This window comes from Ruegeria sp. BHSB172 (genome assembly GCF_059613165.1).
In genome coordinates this window covers 127,299-146,835 of sequence record NZ_JBXWRZ010000005.1, presented here as the reverse complement: position 1 = coordinate 146,835, position 19,537 = coordinate 127,299, and the positions used below count along the sequence as shown (strand labels likewise).

Annotated in this window: 15 protein-coding genes; 8 read left to right on the top strand and 7 right to left on the bottom strand. The window is 58.9% G+C overall.

The genetic code is table 11. The annotated features are described in order from the left end of the window. The 4 genes from AC2FM3_RS04840 to AC2FM3_RS04825 all read left to right on the top strand — a co-directional run bounded on the left by AC2FM3_RS04840 (position 1) and on the right by AC2FM3_RS04825 (position 4,009). Positions 1–780 carry a DUF3299 domain-containing protein gene (locus AC2FM3_RS04840; RefSeq protein WP_496679502.1) on the top strand — a complete coding sequence of 260 codons (780 nt, stop codon included), beginning with the start codon at positions 1–3 and terminating at the stop codon, positions 778–780. A 12-nt stretch (positions 781–792) separates the two neighbouring features. Further along, on the top strand, positions 793–2,355 hold the full coding sequence (locus AC2FM3_RS04835; protein WP_496679500.1) for a HoxN/HupN/NixA family nickel/cobalt transporter: 1,563 nt from the start codon (positions 793–795) through the stop codon (positions 2,353–2,355). 166 nt (positions 2,356–2,521) lie between these two features. Next, the gene (locus AC2FM3_RS04830) at positions 2,522–3,730 is read left to right on the top strand and encodes a carbohydrate porin (protein ID WP_496679498.1); all 1,209 of its coding nucleotides are present in this window, start codon (positions 2,522–2,524) and stop codon (positions 3,728–3,730) included. A gap of 51 nt (positions 3,731–3,781) precedes the next feature. Then, complete coding sequence (locus tag AC2FM3_RS04825; RefSeq protein ID WP_496679496.1) at positions 3,782–4,009, top strand: DUF308 domain-containing protein; 228 nt, start codon at positions 3,782–3,784, stop codon at positions 4,007–4,009. A 436-nt stretch (positions 4,010–4,445) separates the two neighbouring features. On the opposite strand, the gene AC2FM3_RS04820 is transcribed toward AC2FM3_RS04825, so the two are convergent. The 6 genes from AC2FM3_RS04820 to AC2FM3_RS04795 all read right to left on the bottom strand — a co-directional run bounded on the left by AC2FM3_RS04820 (position 4,446) and on the right by AC2FM3_RS04795 (position 11,717). Continuing rightward, positions 4,446–5,078 (bottom strand): tyrosine-type recombinase/integrase, encoded by a 633-nt coding sequence (locus AC2FM3_RS04820; RefSeq protein WP_496679528.1) that lies wholly within the window; start codon positions 5,076–5,078, stop codon positions 4,446–4,448. Positions 5,079–5,327: 249 nt separating this feature from the next. Further along, complete coding sequence (locus AC2FM3_RS04815) at positions 5,328–5,468, bottom strand: hypothetical protein (protein WP_496679493.1); 141 nt, start codon at positions 5,466–5,468, stop codon at positions 5,328–5,330. Positions 5,469–5,561: 93 nt separating this feature from the next. Further along, positions 5,562–6,551 (bottom strand): GlxA family transcriptional regulator, encoded by a 990-nt coding sequence (locus AC2FM3_RS04810; protein WP_496679491.1) that lies wholly within the window; start codon positions 6,549–6,551, stop codon positions 5,562–5,564. A gap of 3 nt (positions 6,552–6,554) precedes the next feature. After that, positions 6,555–9,023 (bottom strand): GcvT family protein, encoded by a 2,469-nt coding sequence (locus AC2FM3_RS04805; RefSeq protein WP_496679489.1) that lies wholly within the window; start codon positions 9,021–9,023, stop codon positions 6,555–6,557. Positions 9,024–9,034: 11 nt separating this feature from the next. Then, positions 9,035–10,210: a mandelate racemase/muconate lactonizing enzyme family protein gene (locus AC2FM3_RS04800; protein WP_496679487.1), complete on the bottom strand. Its 1,176-nt coding sequence runs from the start codon at positions 10,208–10,210 to the stop codon at positions 9,035–9,037. Then, complete coding sequence (locus tag AC2FM3_RS04795) at positions 10,197–11,717, bottom strand: trimethylamine methyltransferase family protein (RefSeq protein WP_496679486.1); 1,521 nt, start codon at positions 11,715–11,717, stop codon at positions 10,197–10,199. The genes AC2FM3_RS04800 and AC2FM3_RS04795 overlap by 14 nt, the downstream gene beginning before the upstream one ends. A 97-nt stretch (positions 11,718–11,814) precedes the next feature. Here AC2FM3_RS04795 and AC2FM3_RS04790 point away from each other — a divergent pair, with 97 nt between their 5' ends. Next, positions 11,815–12,714, top strand: a complete 900-nt coding sequence (locus AC2FM3_RS04790; RefSeq protein WP_496679484.1) for a LysR substrate-binding domain-containing protein — start codon at positions 11,815–11,817, stop codon at positions 12,712–12,714. A 722-nt stretch (positions 12,715–13,436) separates the two neighbouring features. On the opposite strand, the gene AC2FM3_RS04785 is transcribed toward AC2FM3_RS04790, so the two are convergent. After that, complete coding sequence (locus AC2FM3_RS04785) at positions 13,437–14,477, bottom strand: helix-turn-helix transcriptional regulator (RefSeq protein WP_496679482.1); 1,041 nt, start codon at positions 14,475–14,477, stop codon at positions 13,437–13,439. Between the two features lie 82 nt (positions 14,478–14,559). Here AC2FM3_RS04785 and AC2FM3_RS04780 point away from each other — a divergent pair, with 82 nt between their 5' ends. The 3 genes from AC2FM3_RS04780 to AC2FM3_RS04770 all read left to right on the top strand — a co-directional run bounded on the left by AC2FM3_RS04780 (position 14,560) and on the right by AC2FM3_RS04770 (position 19,487). Further along, a complete protein-coding gene (locus tag AC2FM3_RS04780) occupies positions 14,560–15,840 on the top strand; it encodes a membrane dipeptidase (protein WP_496679479.1) in 1,281 nt (426 codons plus the stop codon). Between the two features lie 643 nt (positions 15,841–16,483). Continuing rightward, positions 16,484–17,872, top strand: a complete 1,389-nt coding sequence (locus AC2FM3_RS04775) for an amidohydrolase (RefSeq protein ID WP_496679477.1) — start codon at positions 16,484–16,486, stop codon at positions 17,870–17,872. 88 nt (positions 17,873–17,960) lie between these two features. After that, on the top strand, positions 17,961–19,487 hold the full coding sequence (locus AC2FM3_RS04770; RefSeq protein WP_496679476.1) for an amidase family protein: 1,527 nt from the start codon (positions 17,961–17,963) through the stop codon (positions 19,485–19,487). The last annotated feature ends 50 nt before the right edge of the window (positions 19,488–19,537 follow it).

Here is a 19,537-nt window from a genome sequence, read left to right as displayed (position 1 = left end):
ATGACGACATGGGCAGCCAAGCTACGGACACGAATGGGTGTTGGACTCGTCGCGGTACTGCTTGCCGCCGCGACTGTGCAGGCGGAACCAACCCGGATCGGTTTCCCCGACTTGCCAGACCCTGCCGCGCAGGATTTCGACGACCCTTTTCGCGATATGGGTTTCGAGATGCTCGGGGAGTTGCGAACATTCGTCCGTCTCGAGCAGCGGCTTGCGAGCGGGGAGGTTCCGGAAGACGCACGATCACGGCTCGAGGCGCGGCTCGAGGCGGCGCGCGACGCGCTGACGCTTGCCGGCCATGACATCGAAGAGTTGCTGGCCCAGCGGTGGATCGTGGCCGAAGCGCGGAAGCGTGCACTCCTTTCAACCAATCCGGAGCTCCACCGGACCACGGTCACCATTACCGGTTTCCTCATTCCCGCGGGCATCGACGAAGACGGTCTCACCGTCGGATATCTTGTGCCGGAAGTGGGTATGTGTAGCCATACGCCCCCGCCGCCACCCAACCAGCTGATCCGCGTGACGGTCGATGCGGGGTCTCCGGCTCGGTCGCTCTACACCCCGGTGACAGTGACGGGGCTGCTTGCGCCTCAGGAGAGCAACGAAACCATCTTCGTCCTCGACGGTGAAGCGCGGATGGCGAGTATGTGGAACCTCGAAGCAACCCAAGTCACGCTGGCGGTGAATACGCCTCGAACCCCTTTGCGCACCGCGTCGCAAATCAGGAACGTCTCCCACTCCACACCCACCGGGGAAGATCAACAAACCGGCAATAATTGAGGCTTCGAATTGATGATTTGGCTCTCAACCCCAATCAGGATGCTTGGTCATTACAAGTGCGCGCAGGACGCATCACATAGCCTCAAAGAAACAGACGAGCGCACGCCACATCGGTTTGTACTTAGCATTTGTTTCGTGGTGTCAATTTTCCTCCTGGCTGCTGCTGGTTCGACCCATGCGCAAGATCGACCGACCACAGTCATCACATGGAACGACCTGGGTATGAGCCTCGAGGCCCAGAAAGACGATAAAGCGGATGATGGAACGTATGCGGGTCAGTCATCCTTGAGCGGCCCGCAAACGGTTCTGCCGCCGGACGACCTCTTCGATCCGCTTTCGTCTGACGGCATCGCGGTCCAAGACTGGGACGAAACGGCGTTTGAGGTCGCATCGGGCTTGCTGGAATCTCAGTTATCCATTGACGGGTATGTCTTGCCGCTGCGCCGGGAAAACGGGCGCGTCGTTGAGTTTCTTCTGGTGCCGTGGATAGGAGCATGCATACACGCCCCTGCGCCTCCACCGAACCAGATCATTCATGTCGATTATCCCGAGGGGGTCGATTCCATTGGTATGTTCACGCCGGTACGGCTTGCGGGGCGCCTGACGCATTGGCCGGCAAGTCACACTCTGTTCCTTGTAGACGGTTCGCGCAGCATTCCGACGTCGTACGCGATGGAGCAGGCTGTAATCGGCGGGACGCCCGGCGAGATCGTTGCCGCTACCTCCGCAGGCGAGGATTTTTCCTGGTTGGTACGCGCGCAGGCCAGGATCACCGACATCTTCACCACAGCGATGACGGACATGGAGCAAGGCCGGTCTGCCGGCGGAGTCGGGCTCGCGCTGCTGATCGCGTTCGCCTACGGTACGCTGCACACGCTTGGCCCGGGACACGGCAAGGCCGTCGTCGTCTCCTACTTCATCGGAACCGGTGGCAGTCTCAGACGTGGCGTCGTCATGGGCGGCCGGATCGCCGTTATGCACGTGCTGTCGGCGGTAGTCGTCGTCTTCCTGCTCGACTTCGCCGTACGACAAGCGACGGGAGCGGCGCCCTCGGATTACAGGTTGATCCGGCTCGGAAGCTACGCGCTGATCATGGCAATAGGTGCGGTGATGTTATGGCATGCCATCGCGAACATACGAGCAGCTCATGACGATCACCACGGCGGCCACGCCCACGCCGGATGTGCGGCCTGCTCCGCTGCAAACACCGAATCGCAAGGCGGCGGCTGGATCGCAGCCGCGGTAGGTGTGGTGCCTTGCACCGGCGCGCTTATCGTCATGCTGTTTGGCCTCGCGAACGACCTTGTGGTTCCCGCGGTCATGATGGTGATCGCGATTTCGGCGGGTATGGCGCTCGCCATGTCGGCCCTCGGCATAGCGGCGATCCTGGGTCGCAACTGGGCCGAGGCGCGCCTCGGGAGCACCCCCCAGAGACGCCTGAGATTTGAAGCCCGTTCACGGCTCGCAGGCGCGGCCTGCGTGCTTGCTATCGGGAGCACTTTATTCGCCATGACCTTGGCTCAGCCGCCAGGCGCGGATCGACCGCAGCAAACATCGGTCCTCGGGACGAGCTAAGCGAGCTCATAACATATAGTTGGCCTGCGAGGCGTTTGTCCCCTCAATTACCTGCAATTGGAGTTGATAAACTATGTCACAGGCACCTAATGAGCAGAGCATGCAAGGCGCATTTGACCCTCATTGCGTCTGTGTCGCGATGCGGCGTTATGTTTGGTGCCGATGGTTGCGATATACCCTGACGGTCGTCTGCGCGCTACTCGCCACCATATTTCCCGCGGAAGTCCGACCTGAAGGCCTAAGCCGTGATGGGTTTTCATCTCCAAAAAGCGTTCTCGGAACGCTGGCAGCCACGTCCGATCAGCAGGATCTGGGGGGGGTGCAGGCGTACCGGGACTGGAAAAATGGGTTTGAGAACCGCGTGGGGCTGACATTCGGTCTCGAGGAGATGGCCCAGTATCTCGGTACCGACTCAGACCTGACGCCGTCCGATGCGGCAAGCAACGTGTTTCGGTTCTTCGGCACTTGGACAGCGTCCGGACGCGGCACTCCCTACGCTGGCGCTTTGGTCTTCAAGATCGAGAATCGGAGCGCCTTCGGAAGCCATCTCTCGCCCCAGGCGCTCGGGCCATCCCTTGGATATGCAGGGCTTTTTTCGTCGACCTTTAGCGATGCGGGGTGGTTGTTGACCAACCTCTACTGGCGTCAAGCGTTTGCCGATGGTCGGGGCAGCTTCGTCATCGGTCAGGTTGATGTCACCGACTACATTGACATCAACAGCCTCGCCAACCCATGGACCGCCTTCACAAACCTCGCCTTTGAGCAACTACCAACTGTTCCAGCGCCCTCTCAGGGATTGGGAGCCGCGCTGCAGTGGAGACTAAGCGACAGTTGGGCGATCCTCGCTGGCTTTGCAGATGCCAACGCAGACCCGGCAGACCCGGTCGGTAGCGCCAGAACGCTTTTCGACACCGGCGAGACCTTCAAACACTTCGGCATAGGTTGGGCGCCTGATTGGGACAATCGATACGACCAGTCAGTTCAGCTGACTTTCTGGCAGATTGATCAGAGAATGCAGGCTGGTGTGCCCGGCGGTTACGGCGTTTCTTTTCTGGCGAGCGGTCGCCAGGACGCGTGGAGGCCGTTCTTCCGTGCAGGCTATGCCAAAGATGGCGGAACGCTTCTCGACCGATCGATCAGCGTTGGAACGGGGTACGACGCCCGCGACGGCAAGGATCTTGCTGGAGTCGGGGTGAACTGGGGACGGGCACCTGGTAACTCACGGAACCAGTTCACAATGGAGGCATTCTACCGGTGGGACGTGACGGATTTCTTCCAGATCACACCAAGTGTGCAGCTTGTTACCAACCCTGCGAACGACCCCACGACCGAAAACATGGTGGTTCTCGGGTTGCGCGTGCGTGCCCACTTCTGATTCGCAAAACGAGACAGGGATGCCGCGCCCAAAACGGAAGGAGCCGGATATATGGCTGTATCGATGACACTTGATGCAGCCGCAGAAGCGATGCGGGACGTGACCCGCAAGACGGTGAGGCGCAGTTCGAGGCTGTTCTTAGTACAGGGCATTTTGCTCGTTCTCGCCTGCGTTCTCGTTCTCATTTACCCTCTGACGACCAATGTCGCTCTTGCGGTGTTTCTCGGGTGGATGCTGCTCTTCAGCGGCATCGTTCAAGCCGTTACACTGATAGGCTGAAGCATGACTCCGGATTTCCGGCTGCAACTGATTTCGGCCGCGATGTCGGCGATCGTGGGCTTTGTCCTCCTGTGCAATCCTGCTTGCCGCGATTGTCGGAAACGCAATGTCAGGACAACGCTGGAAGCCTCCTCCAATCATAGGGCCATAACTGAAGTTTGGTCCAAATTCGGGTGATGTGAGCACAAGGACGAATGGCAGTTTCGTCCGCGATCTATTGGTTCGAGTGACAAATTTCGTCGCGCTCTGATCGAATGGCTGGTTTTCTTGCCGCGTTGCGACAACCAAAGCTCAGCAACCGCAGAATAATCCGCGCTGCGTGCGCACGCAGCAGGATTTGGACACTTCTCCTATGGGCTCGGCACCGACCAACGCCGCATAAGGGACAAACACCCGGTTTGAAATGGCGAACGGCACGACCGTTCGCCAAGTTCGCTCAGATATCAATGCGCTCAGCGATGCTCAGGGCATCTTCAAGTTCGACGCCAAGGTAGCGCACTGTACTGTCGACCTTTGTGTGACCAAGCAGCAGTTGGACCGCGCGGAGGTTGCCTGTCTTGCGGTAAATCTCCGCAGCCTTTGTACGGCGAAGCGAATGAGTGCCGTAGCCACTTGGTTCAAGGCCGATTGCCGTCACCCAATCGCGGACAAGCCGACCATACTGGCGCGTGGAGATGTGCGGCCGATCATGGAACCGACTCGGAAACATAAACCGGCAGGCAAACATCTCGGGCGATTTGACCCACGCCAGAACGGCATCGCGTGTGTTTTCAGTCAATTCAAACTGCACCGGCCGCTTGGTCTTGCTCTGGATCACGGAAACGCGCTCTCGGACGCGATCATCTTTTACAGGGTCAGATACGGCCAGTCTGACAAGATCACAGCCGCGCAACTTGCTATCGATAGCGACGTTGAACAAAGCAAGATCACGCAGATAACCCGCCAGTTCGAGCCTTGCCCGGATCGCCCAGACTTGTTTGGGCAGTAGAGGCCGTTTTTGACCGATGATCCGCCCTTTGTTCCAGGCTCTGCGTTTTGGGGTGGTTGCGGGAAGTTGGACTCTTGGCATAATTTGCCCTCCGATCCTCCCTCCAAGCCCAGTCACCAGCACCGTGCTGGTGGCAGGTTTATAACATCCTCGCCAACTGCAGCTTTCAGAAGCCAACGGATAGAGCCGTTGCTGCAAGTGCAATCGGCTGCTTCGAGCCCATTCTGTAAATTCGATTTCGCTGCTGCGCGCGCACGCAGCACGAAAATCGCTGCGCTTGCTCAGTTGATAGTGTTGCGCGCTGTCGAAAAAGTCGGTCATTCATACGCTTCACAGTGACGACTGCGGTGCCAATTTACTTGTCACAAGAGAACCTGTGGCGCGACCTGCTTCAATGATGGTCTGCTGCATTGAAATTTGCAGGCGCAGGTCGGGCGTTGGACCCTGATAGAACACTTTTTCCGCTGCCATTTTGTTGAAGCTGACAGAGCGTTCGTAACGACGACAAAACGCGGACGTTGCCTCAAACGAGCGTGGTAAGCCAGACTCCGAAGCGCCTCAGGCCTACGGTGCGCCCCGCTCAACATTTGGGGATATGCCCCAGTGTTTGCGGTAAAGTTTTGAAAAGTGGCTGGCCGATGTGAACCCGCAAGCCATCGCGACATCAATGACGCGCAGATTTGTTTGCTGCAGCAGGTGCCGCGCGCGCTCGAGCCGCAAAGTCGTGATGTAGACCTTGGGGCTTGAGCCCACATAGCGCAGGAACAGCCGTTCCAATTGTCTGGTTGACAGTCCGACGATTGCCGCAACCTGCGAGGGGGACAGATCGGACCCAAAGTTCTCCTCCATGTGAAGGATCGCCTTTCCGAGGCGTTCGTGCCGTGTCCCCAAGCGACACAGATCGCTTCTTGTCTGGCGGTCGGTGCCGGATCTTACCGTGCTGCACAAAAGCTGGTCGGCGACCCGGGCCGCGGTCTGTGTTCCAAGCCTTTCTGCGATCAGGGCGAGAAACAAATCCAATGTCGCCGCACCTCCTGCCGATGTCGTGGCATTGCCACCCTGCTCAAACACAGAGCACCGGACATCCAGATCAAGAAAGGCTTCCGCCACGGCACTCTGAATGCTCCAATGCGCACTCACCGGATGACCTGAAGTCAGTTTTGCCTGCGCCAAGATAATTGCGCCGCCGCCCACGCCGCAAAGCTCCGCGCCGAACCGCTTGGCCTCGCGAAGCCAAGCGATCAATCGTTTTGAGGGCGGCTCTGTTGTGGTTGTAGGCCCGAAGATCACCACGCAGTCTCCTTTGCGCGTTGGCGGTAGCGTTCGCTCAACGGCAACGGTTAAACCCGATGACGCTCGAACCTGATCACCGGCTTCGCTGGCGATCTCCCATTCAAACACCGTTTTCGACAACACATCGTTAGCCGCTTCGAGAGAGTCGAGACCAGCCCCCAGGTCCAGCGAAGAGAATCCGGGGCAAAGCACGAAGACAAAGCGTTGGACTTCTTCGGTGCCTGTAGGTGCGGCGCAGATGTTGATCTCTGGGTATCCCATAGATCAGCACCGCATGTTTGCGCCGTTCGGATCATAGATTGGCCCGCCGAGCACCTCAGCCTCATACATTTCGCCCAGGATTTCGACCTGCAACGTCGTTCCGGGCGCTGCGTGTTCGGCTGCGACATAGCCCATGGCCATCGACAGCGCGGCGCGGTGGCCATAACCGCCCGAAGAGACATAGCCGACCGCTTTGCCATCCTTCAGGATCGCCTCGTCATTGCTGACGTCAATCCCGTCCACATCAATGGTCATGGTCACAAGCTTCTGCTTGGGGCCTGCATCACGGATGGCTTGCGTGGCTGCCTTGCCCACGAAGTCCTTCTTCCAGTTGATGAAGGCATCCATGCCGCTTTCGACCGCGTCGAAATCGGGGCGGAATTCCAGCGTCCAGACGCCCCAGCCCTTTTCCAGCCGCATCGACATCAGCGCGCGCGCCCCATACCAGCGATAGCCGAGATCGGCGCCTGCCGCCTCGATCGCCTCGGCCAGACGCAGCAGGTATTGCGGCTTGCAGTATATCTCATAGCCCAGCTCGCCCGAGAAGCTGATCCGGTTGAGGATCACCGGCACGCCGCCCACGAAGGTTTGCCGCAAGTCGCGGAACTTGAAGTCTTCGGCGCTCACATCATCGCGGGTGATCCGCGCCAGCAATTCGCGCGATTTCGGACCCGACAGGGCGATGCCGTGCCAGTCATCAGACACATTGGTATAGCTGACATCGGCAGGCAGATCCTTTTCGAACCATCGGCGATGAGCCTCTTGCATGGCCCCAGAGCCAAAGAGCATGAAGTGATCCTCGGCCAGGCACGCCACGGTCAGATCGCCGTAGAGGCGGCCCTTTTCGGTCAGCATCGGCGTCAGGGTCAGACGGCCCGGTTTGGGCACATAGCCCGCCAGCGTCTTGTTCAGATAATCCCGCGCGCCCGCGCCTTTGAATTCGTGCTTGGCGAAGTTGGCGATCTCGATACCGCCCACGGCCTGTTGCACGGCCTCAACCTCGCGTTTGACATAGTCAAAGGATCGGTTGCGTTCAAAGGTAGGCTCCTCATGGGCATCCTCGGGACTATCGGCGAACCAAAGCGCATTCTCAAGGCCAAAGCCCTGATCCATCACTGCGCCTTTGGCAACCAGCCGGTCATAAAGCGCGGTGGTTTTCTGCAAGCGACCCTTGGGCAGGGTTTCGTTCGGGAAGGTCATAACAAACCGGCGTTCGTAGTTCTCGGCGGATTTCACCGTGCCCCAATCTGGGGTGGCAAATTCGCCAAAGCGCGCCACATCCATGGCCCAGACGTCAATCGAGGGCTCTCCGTCGATCATCCACTCGGCCATGGTCAGGCCCACGCCGCCGCCCTGACAGAACCCGGCCATGACGCCCACTGCGACCCAGTAGTTCTTCATCCCCGGCACCGGGCCGATCATAGGGTTGCCATCGGGGCCGAAGGTGAAGGGGCCGTTGATCATGTCCTTGATGCCCGCCTCACCAATGGTGGGGATGCGTTCGAAGGACATCTCAAGCCGGTCCGCGATCCGGTCCAAATCCGGTTGCAACAGCTCATGGCCAAAGTCCCAAGGCGTTCCCTCGACCTTCCACGGCGTCGATTTGGGCTCATAGGTGCCCAGTAGCATACCCTGACGTTCCTGACGGAAATAGATATTGGCCTCATAGTCGATGCCCGCAGGCAAACGGCCCGCTTCGCCCATGCTCTCCATACGCTCCGCGATCATCGGGATTTTCTCGGTAATCAGGTAGTGGTGCTCCATTGGCTGCACCGGCAGGTGGATGCCGGACATATGAGCGACCTCGCGCGCCCAGAGGCCGCCGCAGTTCACCACATGCTCGGCGTTGATCTGCCCTTTCGGTGTGGTCAGATCCCAGGATCCATCGGGGCGCTGAGACATGGCAGTGACACCACAATGGGTGAAGTATTGCGCGCCGTGCACGCGGGCGGATTTGGCGAACGCATAGGTGGCGCCTGAGGGGTCAAGGTCCCCATCCTGATCGTCCCAGAGCGCTGCGTGATAATGCTTGGGATCAATCAGCGGGTGCCGCTCGGCCAGTTCCTTGGGCGAGATGAATTCCTGGTTCAGCCCCATATAGCGCGCCTTGGAACGTTCCCGCTTCAGGTAATCGTACCATTCCTTGGTCGAAGCCGCATAGAACCCGCCAGTAATATGCAGCCCTACGGAATGGCCGGAGGTTTCCTCGATTTCTTTGTAGAGATCGATGGTATAGCTCTGCAAACGGCTGATATTGGGATCGCTGCTGATCGTGTGGATCTGCCCTGCCGCGTGCCAGCTTGAACCGGAGGTCAGCTCGTCGCGTTCCAGCAAGACCACGTCTTTCCAGCCGAATTTGGCCAGGTGAAACAGGATCGAGCAACCAACAACCCCGCCGCCAATCACAACGACCTTGGCGTGCGAGGGAAGCGATTTTCCGGTGGCGGTTTCGTCTTTTTGAATCTCGGGCATTGGATTTCTCCTTAGTTGAGCGGCAAGCGGCGGAACCGCCCCGGCATTGCAGGGTCATGGAAATGGTCGAGAGGTCCGTTCTCGACGAGATGGCTGTGCCAATGGGCCAGCGCATCGCGATCCAGCGTTACGCCAAGGCCGGGGCCTTCGGGCACGGAAACGACATTGTTTTTCTGGCGGAATGGGCCGCCTTCGATCACGTCGCCAATCTGCCAGCGGAACAATGACTGAGAGGGTTCGGATATCCACGGCATCGCTGCAGACATGTGCAGATACCCTGCCGTGGCAATCCCTGCATCCCCAGAATAGCACCAGAAGCCTACTCCCATCGCCTCGCAAGCGCCAATGAAACGCACCGCGCGCGCAATCCCACCCAGAACGGCAAAGTTCGTCACGATATAGTCGGGTGCCCCAAGCGCCACAGAGCGGCGGATATCCGGCACGTGGGACGAGATCGGAATGGTGAAGTGGCGACGCAGTTCGGCCATTTCTTCAAAGGTTGCGACCGGGTCTTCGTAGTTGCGGATGTTATAGGGCTCGATCTCGCGGAAGACGCGCATGGCTGTGGGCAGGCTCCATTGCATGTTGCTGTCCAGACGGATCATCGCCTCGCGCCCAAGCCCATCGCGTAGGGCCTTGACCGTGTCTATCTCAAGCTCGGGATCGCCCAGGATCAGCTTGCCTTCGAACATGGTACTGCCATGTTCTTCACGCATTCGGATGCAGTATTCGGCGACCGCTTCGGGGCTCATCTCGCCACCCTCGCGATATCCGAAGTATTCGGTGAATGGGATGTCTTTACGCACCGCACCACCCAGCAAGCGGTACAGAGGTTCATTTGCGACCTTGCCGCGCAGGTCCCATAGGGCGATCTCAATGGCCCCAAAGGCTTTGACCACCGAACTGTCATCAGTGTTCTGCACGATCTGCCAGGGCGGAACGCAGAGTGCTTCACATCCTGCGACATCGAGAGGATCCGCACCGATCAAGCGCTCGCCCATGGCGCGGATACTGTCCAGCACGTCGATAGACGGCGCTTCGCCGAGGCCAACAAGGCCTTGATCCGTTTCGACCTCGATGATGGTCTTGGAGGTGCCGGGATAGTGCCCGCCCGTCCACCACATGGGCTTTTCCAGCGGAATGTTGATTGGCGTCACACGCAACCCTGTGATCTTAATACCAGGCATCGGGCAGCTCCTCTTTGCGCTTGGCCACAAACTCTTCCAACGCTTCGCGGGTGCTGTCTTCGATGGGCGGCGCCTGATACTCGGCCAACATCTGTTTCACGCGGGCGTTGGCGCGAGCGCGCATGTCTTGCGACCCCGCGTCTTCCCAGCTTTCGACGTTTTCGCTGTCGCTGAGCTTTGGTTCGTAGAAGGCGGTCTGGTAGTTGCGCATCGTGTGCGCGCAGCCCAGGAAATGCCCGCCCGGCGCCACTTCGCCATAGGCGTCGCGGGCGAGGGCATCGTCAGAGACATCCAAACCTTGGGACAGTACCTTCTGATAGCTGCCCAGCCGATCGGCATCCATGATCAGCTTTTCAAAGCCGGTGCACAGCCCGCCCTCGAGCCAACCAGCCGCATGTAGTACGAAATTGGCGCCCGCCAGCATGGTCGAATGCATCGAATCCGCGCTTTCATAGGCGGCCTGCGCATCCTCAATCTTGGAGGCGGTCAGCGAGCCGCCACAGCGCAAAGGCAGCCCAGCACGCCGGGCCAGTTGCCCGATCGCATAGTTGGAAATGACAGGCTCCGGCATCCCGAAGGTGGGCGCACCGGATTTGAGCGACATGGAAGACAGGAAGTTGCCTAGCACAAAGGGCGCGCCGGGGCGCAGAAGCTGCACATAGGCGCAGACCATCATCGCTTCGGCCATCGCCTGGGCCACCGATGCGGCGGTCGACACAGGCCCCATCGCGCCCGACAGGATGAACGGCACCACGACCAACCCCTGACCGCGGGTAGAATAGACGCGAGCGGCTTCTGTAACCACCTTGTCGACCAGGAGCGGCGAGTTGGTGTTCACGTTACCCATGATCACGCAGTTCTGCTCCATCACCTCCTCGCCAAAGACAATCTCGGCCATGTCGACACTATCTTGGGCGCGGCTCATCTCGGTGATGGCTCCCAGATGCGGTTTGTCTGACAGGGTCATATGCGCATAGAGCATGTCGAGATGCCGTTTGCTGACCGGCACGTCGCAGGGCTCGCAGGTGACAAACCCGCCGTGATGCAAGTTCGGGTGAAGATAGGTCAGGCGTACCAGATCGCGAAAAGCATCCATATCGCCATAGCGCCGACCCCCTTCGAGATCGCGCACAAAAGGTGCGCCATAGATCGGGGCAAAGACCTGGTTTGTGCCGCCGATGGTGACGGAGCGGTCGGGGTTGCGGGCATGTTGCGTGAACACAGACGGAGCCTTGGCGCAGAGCGACCGGATCCAATCAGCGGGCGCGCGCACAATATCGCCGTCGATGTTTGCGCCTTTGCGCCGCCAGAGCTCTAGCGCTTCGGGGTCATCCCGAAAAGCTATTCCTACATCCTGAATGATCCAATCAACCTGGCCCTCCAGCTTTTCGATTTGGGCCTCGTCCAGAACCTCGAAGAACGGAAGAGTTCTACCGATATGTGGAGATGCAGGTACGCCCGCATGTGTGGTGTCCCTGTTGCGCGATGCGCGTGCCCGTCGTGCCATGGCTCGTCCCCTCCATGAAATGAGTAAGCTGCAGACTAAACCATCGCGTAGGCGCTGTGACGGTTGAAAAATCCAATGGTTTGGATAGTTTCAGATTATGCAAAATCTCTGGTCATACCTCGCCTCTCCCCGCCACCTTGCCGTTTTCGAAGCGGCTGCGCGGCGGCAATCCTTTACGCTCGCGGCACAGGAGTTGAACGTTCAGCAACCATCGGTGAGCGTGTCTATCAAGCAGTTGGAGAACACGCTTGGCGTTGCTCTGTTCCTGCGTCAGCATCGCCGCATAAGCCTGACACATGCGGGTGAACGGCTTTTTGCAGATGTCAGCCGGGCCTTTGATCTGCTGGAACACTCCGCCACGGCCATTCGGCAATCCGTCAGCAATGATCACGTCACGCTAAGCGCGTCATCTGCGTTCAACAATTATTGGATTCTGCCAAGGCTGGGGACGTTTCAGGAAAAATACCCCGAAATTGACCTGCGCCTGCAGTCAAGCGACCGCGAGCCGGACCTGACCGCCGAGCCCATTAGCCTTGCGATCAGATTGGGCGATGGGAACTGGCCGGGGTGCCACTCTGCGGGCCTTGCAGACGAGATCATTTACCCCGTCGCAGCACCCCGCGTCATGGCGTCGGCGGTGCATCTGCGCAACATCACGGGGCTGCTGCACCAACGGTTGATCCATCTGGAGGAACCGATCCGGGAACGCCCGTCCTGGGCGCAGTGGTTTCGCGCGTTCGGGATACCAGAACAGCCGCCGAAAAGCGGTTTGCGCCTGAACGACTATGCGCTTGTCTTGCAAGCCACCATGGCGGGCGAAGGCTTTGCCTTTGGCTGGCATCATCTCGTCGCACCGCTGGTGCAAAAGCAGCTCCTTGCCGCCCGATCCGATTGGGCGTGGACGACCGGGAAAGGCTTCTACCTAGTCTGGTCAAAAGAGACCCCGCTCACACCAAACGCAAGCATCGTTAGGGATTGGATTCTGTCAAACGTCTGATTTCCATCAGTTGAAGGGCTGCGCGTAACGCACCTTAGGAGATTTCGTTTTCCCGCAAGCCAAGTTCATGCGCGGTTAAGCATCAACAGTTTCCGGTTTATTTAACACGTTGGACCTAGGCCGACGCTGGTTTTATCCAAAAGTGGTTTGCTGCATACTAAAATATCGTTGCTGTATCATGTTGAAGGTCTTCCGGTGAGTGCGATTTCCATTCGTTCAAGCAGTCCGCCCCACCAATGATTGGGCTGGTGAACGTTGGTAACAACGAACCCAATCGTACACCGCAGATGCAGTCAGCATGCTGCACCAGCAATAGCCGCAAGTGCACAAGTCCGGTGTGTCCGCGTCTGAGTTGTCGGGTCAGACTGCGGCGAAAGTTCAGTTTCGGTTCGTGCCAAATCGACGCCGTGGAATGACTGCTTCGGTGACTTGCGCTGCACCGCAACAACAAACGTTCTGCACGGGCCAGCAAATGCTGCGCTAGCAATAGCTGCGTGGGCAAAAGGCGGGTTTGTCCGCGACCCGGTCATTGCACGGATTTTCACTGACGTCCGGTGTTGGTCGAAGCAGTCGTTCAAGGCAGGGACGTCGAATTTTGCCGGCTCGAATGGCTGTTCAAACCAGCCATCGGACATTCGAAGAAATTGGCTCAATGACCGAGTCGCGGACAATGCGGTCATTGGGAAAGGGTCCGAGCCGAAGCTATCTTTACGGCGATTTTGCTAGCTTCTTTGAGTTGAATTGGCTTTCAATTGAGCGCGAAACACGCGCGGTGACACGCCGGTTTTGACTTTGAAGGCGCGGGAAAAGTTCGACAGATGCTGGTAGCCCAACGCGCTTGCTGTATGTGAAATCGGCGTGTCCGTTTCGCTCAGCATGTACTCGGCCCAGTAATGACGTCTTGCATCCACGATCTGGGAAAACCTGCGCCCGCTTTGGCGCAACCTTCGTTTCACGGTGCTGCCACTGACACCCAGTTCGCGTGCAACGCAGTCCAGCCGTGCCTGCCCGGACCAGATTAACCGATCAACGATAAAGTCGATGTCGTCGATTGATACCGGCGTGTCCGCATTCCGCGCATGATACTGGTTCAGTTTGGCAAGACCGGCATCCAAAGGCGTGTTCAGCAGATCCGCATCCAGAACGATATCGGTCCACGTATTGCCCCATCGGATGTCGATACCATCCCAGTCTGCCGGCACCGGCAACGGCCGGTCGTTGGAGGCCAGCCTTATCTGCAAAGGCCGTGCGTCCGGGCCCGCGCAGAGCGCAATAATCTGCATCAAGACGGTAACCATGTATTGTTCGGTCTGCCACCTGCCTACGCAATCTGGGAACATCACATTTCGGCGGAACACAATAGTGTTGCCTTCCGGGAGTAGCGCGTATTGCGCGCCGTTGTTCTCAAACGTGACATCTTCGACGAAAAACCGCAGCAACCTGCCCAGCGTGGATGCCATGCGCACCCGCATGCCGCCCAAATCGCCCGTTGAATGAACCGGGTGCTCCTGCGCGGTCACATGGCCTAGGTGGTCCAGGTCCAGTGCCTGCGCCGCAAAACCAATAAAGCGCCAGGCCGAACGTTCGCCGATCAGACCCTGCCCCTCAAGCACTGCGTCCAGAGGCATGCCAGCGCGCTCTGCAAAACCCGCAATATCGCCGCCCCGCCGGGAAATCGTGTCGACAAATGGCATAACCTGCGCGGCCTTGATCAGGACCAGTTCGGCCTGTCTGGGACGGTTCTGCGACACGGCGATCTCCATTCAAATGACCCACAATGATAAGTCATACTCTGTTAAGCTGGGCCCGGGAATACTCGGTTGATGTTGCAACCAGCACGATCTCATGCCCTCCGCTGGGCAGTTTATTGAAAGGAAATTGTACAGGATGAAGTCGACGCTTTCCGCCATATTTTTTGCCTTTGGCATGACGGCCGCTTTCGCCAGCGAAGAAAGCAAGACCTGGCCCGCTTCGGAAGAAGCCAAGCAATTTGTTCAGGACACCATAGTGATTGGCATGCTGGCTAGCCCCTATGGCACCGGCTGGACGGATTACGAACAGCTGCACACTTATTTCCAGCGCGCGCGCGATAATGGCATCACCGGGCATGAAATGACACTGGCTGCTGCCGACATGTCGTTCGAGACCCTGCTAGAACAGCATTACCATTTCCGCGCGGCCATGGCGCAGTTCCCCGAAAACTACCTGATCGTGAACCAGACCCGAGATATCGAAGCTGCGCATATCCAAGGCAAGACGGCGGTGATCTGGAACAGCCAGACTGCAACGATCCTGAATGGCGATCTGAAAAAGATGGCCCTGCTCAAGGACATGGGCATCAAATCGATGATCCTGGCCTATAACGATATCTTCCGTACTGGCTCGGGCCAGCTGGCCGCCTACAATGGACGCGATATCGGACTAACGCCATGGGGCGAATCTGTGATCGATGAAATGGTTCGCTTCGGCATCCTGCTGGACCTCAGCCATACCGGGTCGAAAACAGCCAATGATGCGATGGATTACATGGATGCGAACTATCCCGGCGTGCCTTACGTCTATACCCATTCGGTGCCTGCGGGTTTGTATTTGGATGAACCCAACCGGACAGCGCGAGGATGCTATCGCGCCATTCACGATGACGAGGCGGTCCGCGCAGCAAACTCCGGTGGCTATGTCGCGCCTACCTTCACCGAATGGATGATGGACGGCATCTGGCCAGAAGATATTTCGCCCAAACAAGCCGCTGATATGATCGATTACTATGTGCAATTGGTTGGGGTGGATCACGTCGGCATTGCCACCGATGACATGTTCTCAACCGAACTGGTGGTCGATTTCGCTACCGCCAACGCAACAATGTATGACGACGGCGGCTACATGATCGACGCGTTTAATCGCGGCGCTACTGGCAATGGCGAACTGGCTAAAATCCTTGCGGCAATTACCGATGACCTTTGGGCACGCGGATACTCCAACGAAGACCTCGCCAAGATCTATGGCGGTAACAAGATGCGCGTCTATGCGCAGGTCTGGGAAGGCAAACCGCCCAAGGTGTTCCTGCAGGAATATCCCGAACGCCTGCGGATACGGCGCGAAATGGAGCAGATGTTTTTCTCTCGCTAGCAGCGTTTTCGGGATTGCAGGGTTAGGCCTATCTTTGGAACAAAGCGGACCATCCGCTTTGGGCTCTCCTGAGACATCTGAGTGTTTCGGTCAGATGACTGCTTGAACCCGAATAGCCGTCACTCAGCGCTGTCTACATTCGGAGCAACGTCTGCTTTGCGACCTCGATGACTGGTTTCGAGAGTAGCGGCCCTTGGTCCGGCACTGTCTTGTGGCTGAGTTGCGGACCTTTCTGCCGTTCGCCAGATCCGAAACAACGACTGCGGCCAGCCCAGAGCGGACATGTTGAGAAACTGGGAGGCTGGTCAGACCGGACCTTCGCGCCGAGTCAGTCGAGTGCCAGATGGGCGGACGAAGCCGACGCCAGAGGGGTGGCGGGTTACAACTCCGTTTCCGACATTTGGCTGATCGGCAGATACTACCATTCCCAAATAGCTAGGTTTAAGCTCTTTAGCGGTGTACAAGAGCAAACAAGTCAGGATCGCTCTCCTTTAATGGTACTTGATCTCGATCAGGGCTAGGCAAATCATAATCGCGTATTTCTCCAACGATCCCAACCAGACGATCCAGAAGTATCTGCGCTCGCTGGCACCCCGCGGGCTATTTGATCAATTGGGGAGAATGACTTTGTCGAAGTTTAGTTGTGGATTTGCCGGCATGGCCATTGATTGGTGCCGCCTTGTTTGCGGGCCTCGCGGCCGCGCCCGCTGTCGCCGAAACGGCCAGCAAGGGGGCCGCTCTGGTCCCGGAAATCAACCGGATCGTCGAAGCAGATACCACGCGCTTGCAGGACATTTTCAAGGATATTCACCAGCATGCCGAGCTTGGCTTCATGGAAATCAGGACTGCTGGGATCGTCGCGCGAGAACTGGAGGCGCTCGGTTACGAGGTAAAGACAGGCATCGGCATCACCGGCGTCGTCGGGATCATGGAGAACGGCGAGGGCCCCACTTTCATGTTTCGGGCGGACATGGATGCCAACGCAGTCCGCGAGGAGACGGGCTTGCCCTACGCCAGCACGCAGACTGTCAAGAACGCCATCGGCTACGAGGTGCCGGTCGCCCACATGTGCGGCCACGACGCCCACACCACCTGGCTCATCGGCCTTGCCAAGACCATGGCAGAGTTAAAAGACCAATGGTCCGGGACGCTTGTTCTCGTCGCGCAGCCGGCGGAAGAGCCCGTGGAGGGCGCCAAGGCAATGCGAGATGACGGGCTTTACGAGACCCATGGCGTGCCTGAGCCAGACTACTTCCTGGCGCTTCACACCGGGCCGTTTCCGCTCGGCACCGTCGCCTTAACCAAGGGCCGGATCAGCACGGGAACGGATCATATCGACGTCACCTTCCGGGGATCCGGCGGCCATGGCTCGTCGCCACATCACGCCACCGATCCGGTTCTCATGGCCGCAATGTCCATCCTGCAGTACCAGACGATCATTTCGCGCATGACCGATCCGACCGAAACGGCTGTGCTAACGGTTGGCAGCGTGCAGGCCGGTATCGACAACAACGTCATCCCGACAGAGGCCGAGTTGAAGCTCAAGCTGCATTACTCGACACCAGAGCTGCGCGAGGTTATGGTGTCCGGCATCGAGCGGATCGCCAACAACAACGCCCGGACCTACGGCATCACGGACGAGAACATGATGCCGACCATTGTGGAAAAGGGATATGCACCGATCATCGTCAATGACGGGGAGTGGATGGATCGCATCGGGGAGGTCCTGTCCGAAGCCAAGGCCGTGGACGCGATGATCAGCGACCAGCCGGTCATTGAGGGAAATGCAGTTGCTGGCGTTCAGGTTCCGGGGTCGGACGATGCGTTTCTTCTGATCGATGGTATCGAGGGTGCAAGCGGCGCTTACATCTTTGTCGGCACGGCCAATCCGGAGGTCTACGCCAGGGCGCGTGCCGAGGGCCTGGAGTTCCCGTTTGCCCCCCACGAGCCGAACTACGTGGTCGACCTAGACGCGATCCCGTGGGGTGTGAGGCTGGCGTCGGTGTTGGCGCTGGACGTGCTGGGAAACTAAGGGCCATTGGAGAAACCTCGAGCGATGAAGTCTCCTCCGCGCTGATCGTCGACCGACGCTGGAGGCCACTCCCCTCTCGACTGGTACGATGACCTCACTCGAGCCGAAAGGAACGACCATGCTGTCAAGACGAGACCTTCTCAGGTCGGCAAGCGCAAGCCTCGTTTGCGCGACCGCCGGCAAGCGGGCCGCAGCGCAGGTTTCAGACATCCGGCAACTCCTCTTGACCACGGACGGACTCGGTCTCGCCTCCCTCGTCAAATCAAGAGAAGTGGAGCCTTCGGAGCTTTGCGAAGCCGCTGTCGATGCCGCCCTCGCGCTCGATGGGCGTCTCAACGCGATCACGACCCCGATGTACGAAGCAGCACGAAACAAGGCTGCAGACATGCGCCCCCAGGGCCCGTTCGCCGGGGTTCCGTTTGTGGTGAAGGACAACCTCGATATTGCAGGGCAATACACGACAAACGGCTCGCGCGTGTATCGCGACAATTATCAGCAAAGGTCTGCGCCGCTGGCGCTGGCCCAGGAGGCCACCGGGCTGAACCTGATCGGCAAGAGCAATATGCCAGAAGTCGGAGCACTTCCCGTCACGAACGGTCAACTGCTCGGACCGTGCCGCAACCCGTGGAACCTCGACCATTCCTCCGGAGGCTCCAGCGGAGGGTCCGCGGCTGCGGTCGCGGCAGGTATCGTGCCGCTTGCGCATGCCAGCGACGGCGGCGGGTCCATCCGGATCCCTGCATCCTGTTGCGGTGTCTTCGGATTGAAGCCGAGCCGTCGCCGCATGCTGTGGGGATCGAGTGATCAGACCACCTATGCCGCGGACAATTGCGTTAGCCGCTCCGTGCGAGACAGCGCGATGCTGTTCGCCTTGGGGCAGGACCGGTCACCGACCGCGCCGCACAGGCCGATCCCGTTCGTCTCGGGCCCGTCCACCGAGCGGCTGAGGATCGGGTTTGACCTGCGCAATTATTACGGCGACCTGCCAGATCCGGAGGTGCAGCGCGTCATCGAAGAAATGGCGCAACTCTGCGAAGACCTTGGCCATAGCGTGATTGAAACGCAAAGCCCCGTGGACGACGAGTTCGAATTACGTTTCAACCAGATCTTCGGGTTCCGCATGGTGGGCCTCGCCGACGCTGCGACGGCAAAGGCGGGCCGACCTCCGGAAGAAACCGGACTGCTCGACGCGTTTGTTCGCGACTGGGCCGCGTTCGCGCGCAACTTCACTCCGGAAGACCAGGAAGCTGCAAACGCGTACATGCTGAATCTGGGCGTCAGACATGACGCATGGTTGTCCGAGTTCGATGTGTTTCTGTCACCGGTTACCCCAAGCACAGCACCCGCAATTGGCACGCTTTTCGATGAGAGCGTCCCATTCGAGGAGATGTTCGCGCGCGTTGCGAGGTTCACGTCCTACACCCCGATTCAGAACGCGCTTGGATTGCCAGGGATGTCCGTGCCCGCAGGGCTGACCCGCGAAGGCCTGCCCGTTGGCAGCCATTTCGTTGCACCAGCCGGTCGAGAGGACACGCTTTTCGCCCTGGCCTATGAAATCGAACAGGCGAAGCCATGGTGGGAACCCTGGGCGCCGGTGTCTGCGGCCAAGCTCTAGCGCAGCTTCGGATTGCCGATCACTAAGGGGGCGGAAGTGAGCAATAGCGC